Below are 7,831 nucleotides of genomic sequence, written 5' to 3' on the forward strand. Positions count from 1 at the left end.
GATGTATTATGGCAGTTACTTATTCTATATCCCGTGCGGGTTTGGAAATTTACACTACAGAAGCAGTTAAAAATCCTATTTCCAATAATGTAAGCAGTAATAGTGGTGGTGAAGCCAGTAATAATTTCACTTTACAAACTGGAGACATAACTAACGTTAATTATATTGGTGAATTGTATAGTGACAGTTTTGAGGGAGATTACAGTGATATTAGCAGTAATGCATCAATATCTGTTCCAATCAAATATTTAAATTCATTCTACAAAGGTCAAAGAATATCCTTTAAAAAAGGAGGAAACCGCTCCAAAACTGTAAATAAATGGAGTGATATGGATACTGTTGTTACTGGTTTTGTTTCTGAAATAACTTGGAACCGTGAAAAAACAGATATCAAAATCAATGGAATGAATGTCTTACTTGATGTGGAAAAGAAATTCAGTTTTAAAAAAACCAAAAGGTCAAAAATTGTTAAGGAAATAATCAAAGCAAGTGGTTTAAAAGCCAAAGTTGATGTAACTGGTCTTGTTGATGATGTATGTGATTTTACTAATATTTCCAGTAGCGGAAGCAACAAAACAAGTGGCAGTAATAGTGACCTTGCAGGTGGAGAAGGAAAAACAATTGATGAATTAGTTGCTAAGATTGTTGGTAGTGAAACTAATGAGTTAAAGAAAGCAAAACTTGTCCATCAATGGTTAAAAGAAAATGTCCGATATGCTGGATATTCATGTTCAAGATATCATTCTGCTGAAGAATGTTTAAAACATAAACATGCTCTTAATTGTGCTGATACTGCAAGATTAACACGTGCTATGATGAGCAGTGCAGGATTAGACGCATGGGTTGTTCACAGGTCACATGCCAACGGTCATTTCTGGTGTCTTATTAAAATTGATGGTAAAATATATGCAAGTGACCAAACAGGGTCTGGTTCAGATTGGAATACTATATGGTATTCACAAGGAGACAGAAGATCATGTGATTCTCGAGGTGGAAACTGGGATAGTAAAAATGGTAAAAACCCAGATTGTTAAAAAAAGGGGAGGATATTGAATGTCTACTGTGGTAGTTGGTTGTGATACAAATAATAGTAATGACCATAAAGTCCAGAATGCTGTCTGTAAAGCATTAGAAAAACAAGGTCATAAAGTAGAAAAATTAACTATTGGACCAGGATATTTTGCAAATTATGACTGGAGAAAACATGGTAAAAACCCTTCCGGTAAAATAGGGGTTTATATTATTGCAGATGGTATTTTCAGTATTGCAGACCATTATAATAATAGTAATGGGTTCAAATACTGTTATTTTATTATAAGAGGTGACCTTGGCCGTGCAAGGATGAAAACTCGTAAAGATTTTGAGACAAGGCCTATAGGTGCAGATGCAGATTGTACAGGTATTTGTAATCAAATTAAAGGTAAAACTTTCCCTGAAATGAATAAAATTTGTAAAAAAAGATGTCATATTGTTTTTGGTACAAATGGTGAAGAGATGGCCAATGAACTTATCAAGGCCATGGGTGGTGAAGTGGATAGTTCATCATCTTCTAAATCTTCAGGGTCCACAGGTTCCAGTATTAAAGAAGCTTTGAAAAAAGCAGTTAGTAAATGGGATGGGGAAGTGGAAATCCGATTAGTTGGAGATACGGTGTATGTTAATAAAATTAAAAATCCTACAACTACTAAACTTGTCATAAATGAATATGACAATGCATTATATGATAATGTTAATGTTACAGATGTTAATCCTGGAACTATTAATCATTTAACATGTACTTATAAAAAATACGAGTTAACATTAAAAGATGATCTGTTGATAAAAAGATTTGGTAAAATTAAAAAGAAAATCGCTTGTCCTTCAAATATTAAATCTTTAAAAGAAGCGGAAGCATTTTTACAAAGAGAATTTAACAAAATTAGGCGTAATGATGGTCGAAGTGTTGAATGTAAAGTTGTAGGAAATACAAAATGGAGAGAGGGTGTTTGGGTTAGAGTATATTTGCCTTCTTATTTCATTGATGATTATATGTATGTTAGTAAATGTTCTCATGATGAGGATGGTAATGGTCCTTGGACTGCTAGTTTGACTTTGGTTGATTATCCTCCAAGTTTCGGTGGAGACACTAGTTCAAGTAAATCCAAATAAAAATATAAGTCTAAATCTAAAACTAAATCAAAGAGTAGTGATGACAAATGAACACAAATGATATAACACCCACCAAAGGCAGATTAAAACAAGCATTAGACAATGCAGTAACTAACAGAGCATTACCACAAATCACTCATCAAATAGAAACAACAGTTGATGAAGAAAAAATCAGAACAGGACGAGTCCTAAAATTCTACCATTATCTTGACAAAGCATTAGTGGAACTAGACAATACTGATGAAACAGTATTATGTAAAATATTGCATCGTTTTGGTGGAGAATTAATAGACTTATACACACCAAGCGCAGATTCAATTGAATATTGTGATGATTTACATGAACCATGCATAATTCCAAGATGTTCCTTAAACTGTCTTATCATTAACATTCATGATAATGATAGTGAAGAATTTCTGTTACTTGGATTTTATCAAAATGAAGAATTGGTTGAATTAAATCCTGCAGCACCGGGCAACTTCAAGATTGTTAGTATTGGTGGAACAAATCAGTTCTGGATTAAATTCGGTGCAGATGGATTAGACCTCAGATTACCTAACACAGCCACAACAAACGTGGGAGATATGGATAAAAACATGGAAGAAGTGGATTATGCAGATTCAACTAATGTTTACACTAAACAAGAAGTTTACAATAAAACGGAAGTGTACACAAAAGAAGAAGTTGATGAATTAATAAGCAAAGCCATTGCAGAAGCTTTAGGAGATGAATAAAAATGACACTACCCGTAGATACATCCAACATTGATTATAAATTTAATAAAACTTTGAATGAAGATGTTGAATTAATTAGTGATGAATATGGGGCCTTTGATATACATATGGAAAATGGAGATTATGTTAATGTTACAGGTCATAAATCATTGTTGAATGCGTGTATAATTGCAATAATGACAAGATATGATGAATTAAATAACAATCCAACTTATCAAGGTTTTGGTTGTCATGTTCATGAATTAATAAAAGATAATCAGAACAAAATGTTCTTTTTTAAACTTGAAACTTATATTGCTGATACTTTAAACAATATTAGAAGAGTTAAATCTGTTAATTCGGTGAATATTCTTCAAACTGATGTTTACAAGTTTAAAGTTGAATTTGATATTACAAGTGTTAATGATGAGATAATTAAAGGTAGTGTTGTTTTATGAATTATGTTGAAAAAGATTATGCTGAGCTTTTTGAAAAAGTGTTGCAGGACAGTCTTGAAAAAGGATTGATAAGTCATGCTGAAGAGTTTCCTTCTTATATTGAGAATCAGGAAGATATTAGTAATTATTATGTGATGGATAAGTCTGTTCTTGCATTATTTGGTGAACGAATTTATCAAGAAGCGATAACTCCAGTTTATGAATCTGCAAAAGTTGAGTATGCAGAGAATGATGATTTGGATGAGAATATTGGTGATGTGGTAGGTATTCCTAGGCCTGAAGCTACTTATGCTTATGTTGATGTTACTTTTACTTTGGATGTTGCTCTTGATGAGGATGTTAATATTAGTCCTGAAGTGTTTTTGTCAACTGATACTGGTATTGAATATCGTACGTTGGAGAATATTTTTATTCCTGCAGGTGAAACCAGTACTACTGTTTCATGCATGGCTGTTGAAGCTGGTGTGGCTAGTAAGATTGTTGAAAATACTTTGGTTAATATTGAAACTGAATTGGAAGTTAATTTGTCATGTAATAATGATAATGCAAGTACTGGTGGTACTGAAGAGTATACTGATGATGAATACAGGTATCTGTTAATGCATTGGAAAGAAATTAACTTGAAGGGTTCTGCTGAGGCTTATGAGGAATATTTTGCATCTTTTGACGGTATTGATTCGTATAAGATTGTTCCTTGTTGGAATGGTACTGGGACAATAAAAGTAATATTGGACCCGGGTACTCCGGAACAATTACTGCGTGCTTATAATGATTTGCAGGGTAAAGTTGCTCAAATGAAAGAAGATATTACAATGTTTGCACCAGTAAGGAAACTTATTGATATTTATGCGGTGGTTAATGTTGATATTGACCAGTTAAATCCTTATAGTGATGTAGAGAAAGAGAAAATTAAAGCAAGAATCATATCAAGTATTAAAGTGTTTATTGATGGTGGATATACTACTGATGATACTTATTATCCAGGATTATTACTTGGTGAGGATTTTATTCCACATAAATTGGCTGTGTTTTTAGATGATGAGATTCCAGAATTAAAAAATATCACTTTCAATTATCCATTGAATTATATAACTATTCTTGATGAGGAACTTGGGGTTAGTAATGATATTACAATTGAGATGATCTAATATGAAAAATAGTATGCAAAGTTTAATTAAGATGTTTCCTCATTTTTTTGATAAGTCGGAGACAAGTAATTTCTTTAAATCTCAGAGTGTTACTAATAATGTTTTTAAGGGGATTTTTCAAAGTATTAGTGATGTTTCTGATAGTTTTAGGTTAAGGAAGCGTTGTTGTATTTGGAAGGAGCAGAGTGTGCCTTATGATTATGTTATTAATTTTGTTGTGAATTATCCTCAGTTGAAAAGTGTGAAATGTTATAAAAATGATACTCTGCTCTATATGGAAGAATACTTGGAAGAGGATAATGTCAGTTCTTTTATTTATTCTTATGATAGCAGTGAAGATAATACGATTGTGGATGATAATAGTGAAGATAATGAGGAGGAAAATCAAGGAGATGATAGTGAAATTGAAATTCCTATCATGCCCGAAGACACCTTTCACATAATCGCAGAATCATATGATGAAATCATAATCAAAAAAGGATTTCCCGAAAACGATGAACTAACAGGTGACATTTATGACCATGACACTAGCTTAGATGAAATCGGAGCATTAAACGGCATACCAAGAAAAATATACATCCCAACAGAAGACTATGCCAATACAGAACCACCATACAATGACAGGTTAACTGAAGATGATTATCATTACATGAACCGCATATTAGAGTATACTCTAAGATTACATGACACATCATTACCAGTATTGGAAATATGGAAACTATACGGCATCTTTGCAGATATGGTAAACAGAGAAGAATATCTTCTTAAAATGTTTGATGAAAGAATGCATCCTTTTGATGAGGAAACTGGATTGGTTGGTGATTGGACTCCTCAACCATGGGAGCATAAGGATACATTATGTGATTTACAAGCAGATTTAGGCCGATTCTTTTTTGTTTCCGCTAATACTTTATTACCAGTTAAGAATCAGAATGTGAAGTTTAATTTCAAATATTTGAATAGTCTAGCAGAACCTTTAACTGGGGATTATAATGTAACAATATCATTACAAGGTGATGAGGAGGATACTGTCCTGGAAGAGCATTATACTGGTGAGCAGTATATTGTCAGCAGTGAAGTGATTGCTGATGATGCACCTAATGTTTTCCTTTTTAATGCTTATTATGGTGAAACCTTATTCGCTACTGAGGAAATCATAGTGAATGTTCGTGGTTGTAATACTGGTGACTGGTATGTCTCCACCTCAGGAAATGATAATAATACTGGTAAATCTGATAATCCATTCGCAACACTCGATAAAGCATTAAGTATGTGTAATGGTGAAGAGAACTTGATTGTATTAACTGGAGGTACACATACAACAGACCATATACATAATGTACCATACACTTGTACAGTATTGGGTTGTGGTGATCCAATAATCAGTAATACAACAGGATTAAAATTCTTCAAGGTTTATCAGAATCAATCATTGAATATTCAGGATGTAACATTAAAACATGACGATAATACTGTACTAGTCGAAAACAGCAACTGGATAAACAATAACCTAACCACTAACCCATTATATGTAGTGATTAGTGAAGGAGAAGCTAAGACAAGTACAATACTCACATTATCAACTAATAAATCCACATATACCATTGGTGAAACAATTGAAGTAACTGGATCATTAACTGATGATGAAGAAACAGGACTAACAGGTAAAAGTATAAAAATCTATGTGAATAATACATTGGTGGATACTGTGACAACACAAGGCAATAATGGTAGCTTCAGTAAGAGTATAACCGCTAATATTAGTGGAGAAGTAAGTATCAAAGCAGTATTTGAAGGCGATGAAGATTATTACAGTAATAATGCAATTGAAACTATAACTGTTAATAAGAAAACAGCCACAATCACATTTGCTGCTAGTAAGGCCAGTTATGACCTCGGCGAAACCATCAGTTTATCCGGTACTTTGAAATCTGGTAATACTAATATCGGTTCAGCAAGTGTAAAGATTTATGATGGAGACAGTTTACTTGACACAGTCAGCACTAATGCAAGTGGAGCATTCAGTAAATCAATTAGTGCCTCTGCAGTAGCAAGTAAAACATATAAAGCCGTATATGAAGGGGACAATACTTATACTAGTGTAACTTCTTCAGATGTAAGTGTCAGTATCGTTAAACGCACACCAACAATTAGTCTCGCTACCAGTAGTGCATCAGTATCAGCAGGCGGATCATATACCTTAAGCGGTGCATTATTATATAACAGTAGTGGAGTTGGCAGTGCATCAATAAAAATCTATGACGGAGCAACACTCATAGACACAGTAACCACAGGTAACGATGGAACATTCACTAAATCATTCACAAATGCACCAGTAGCAAGTCACACATATAAGGCCGTCTACGATGGAGATTCAACTTATAATAATGTCCAATCCAGTAATGTGACTGTGGATGTTGGTAAAATCACACCAACCATTAGTTTATCCGCAAGCAGCGCCAGCATAGTATATGGTAATAGTGTAACATTATCAGGTACACTATCCGTAGGCAGTGGGGTATCCGTTAAAATCTATGACGGAGCAACACTTGTAGACACGGTCACTACAGGAAGTGGTGGAGCATTTAGCAAATCCGTTTCAGGTCTTAGTGTAGGTTCACATACATTCACCGCAGTCTACGAAGGTGACAGCACATATGCTAGTGTCACATCATCTGGTGTAAGTGTTACAGTAACTAAGATTACTCCAACAATCACACTATCCGTGCCTGTAACTGGAACCGTAGGCACCGCATATACTGTCAGCGGAACACTCGCCAATCCAACAACTGGTTCAGTGAAATTATATGAAGGCAACACCTTGATTGACACATTAACAGTCACTGGAGGTAATTTTAGTAAATCAATCACTAAAAACAATGGAGGAACCTATACTTATTATGCAGTGTATGAAGGAGACAGTACACATAGTAGTGTAACATCATCCACTGGTAGTATAGTTGTAAGTAGTCCAGTTACTCCAGCAAGTATTACATTGTCTACTGATAAGCCAATAATGATGAAAGATGAAACCGCCACAATAACCGCCACAGTCCTTGATGGAAACGGTAATCCATGTGAAGGAGAAACTGTATCTTTTGAGGTGGTTGATGGTGAAGACCTTGGCACAGCAGTCACGGATAGTGCTGGTGAGGCTTTCGTATATTACTTGGGAAAGGGTGCAGGTGATTTAAATATAAAAGCGGAATGCATGTTATTTTCCGAAATATACGCTATTGAAGATTGTTTCTTCTATGGGATTAATACTGATGCTTTCACTATTCCATCAAGCACTACATTCAGTAGCAATGGAGAGTATATTACCGTTACAACCACTACAAGTAGTGAAAAACTTGTTTATCTC

Annotated in this window: 6 protein-coding genes; all 6 read left to right on the forward strand. The window is 34.2% G+C overall.

Translation table 11 applies throughout. The features are described from left to right. Positions 1-8: 8 nt before the first annotated feature. Positions 9-1,034, forward strand: a complete 1,026-nt coding sequence (locus IJ258_RS05790; protein WP_292804262.1) for a transglutaminase-like domain-containing protein — start codon at positions 9-11, stop codon at positions 1,032-1,034. Positions 1,035-1,053: 19 nt separating this feature from the next. Further along, entirely contained in the window at positions 1,054-2,148 is a 1,095-nt protein-coding gene (locus tag IJ258_RS05795; RefSeq protein ID WP_292804265.1) for a hypothetical protein, read from the forward strand. A gap of 47 nt (positions 2,149-2,195) precedes the next feature. Beyond that, positions 2,196-2,882: a hypothetical protein gene (locus tag IJ258_RS05800; RefSeq protein ID WP_292804268.1), complete on the forward strand. Its 687-nt coding sequence runs from the start codon at positions 2,196-2,198 to the stop codon at positions 2,880-2,882. 2 nt (positions 2,883-2,884) lie between these two features. After that, entirely contained in the window at positions 2,885-3,319 is a 435-nt protein-coding gene (locus IJ258_RS05805; protein ID WP_292804271.1) for a hypothetical protein, read from the forward strand. Then, the gene (locus IJ258_RS05810) at positions 3,316-4,467 is read left to right on the forward strand and encodes a baseplate J/gp47 family protein (protein ID WP_292804274.1); all 1,152 of its coding nucleotides are present in this window, start codon (positions 3,316-3,318) and stop codon (positions 4,465-4,467) included. Before IJ258_RS05805 ends, IJ258_RS05810 begins: the two co-directional genes overlap by 4 nt. A 241-nt stretch (positions 4,468-4,708) precedes the next feature. Next, the coding region (locus IJ258_RS05815) for an Ig-like domain repeat protein (protein ID WP_292804277.1) at positions 4,709-7,831 on the forward strand (3,123 nt) is incomplete at its 3' end.

Origin of the sequence: Methanobrevibacter sp., assembly GCF_017468685.1 — an archaeon.
In the GTDB taxonomy this organism is placed as follows: domain Archaea; phylum Methanobacteriota; class Methanobacteria; order Methanobacteriales; family Methanobacteriaceae; genus Methanocatella.

What these genes read in the sequence shown, in the direction of transcription:
- IJ258_RS05795 (WP_292804265.1), top strand. Translation starts at nt 1,054, where the DNA reads ATGTCTACTGTGGTAGTTGGTTGTGATACAAATAATAGTAATGACCAT.
- IJ258_RS05810 (WP_292804274.1), top strand. Translation starts at nt 3,316, where the DNA reads ATGAATTATGTTGAAAAAGATTATGCTGAGCTTTTTGAAAAAGTGTTG.
- IJ258_RS05800 (WP_292804268.1), top strand. Translation starts at nt 2,196, where the DNA reads ATGAACACAAATGATATAACACCCACCAAAGGCAGATTAAAACAAGCA.
- IJ258_RS05790 (WP_292804262.1), top strand. Translation starts at nt 9, where the DNA reads ATGGCAGTTACTTATTCTATATCCCGTGCGGGTTTGGAAATTTACACT.
- IJ258_RS05805 (WP_292804271.1), top strand. Translation starts at nt 2,885, where the DNA reads ATGACACTACCCGTAGATACATCCAACATTGATTATAAATTTAATAAA.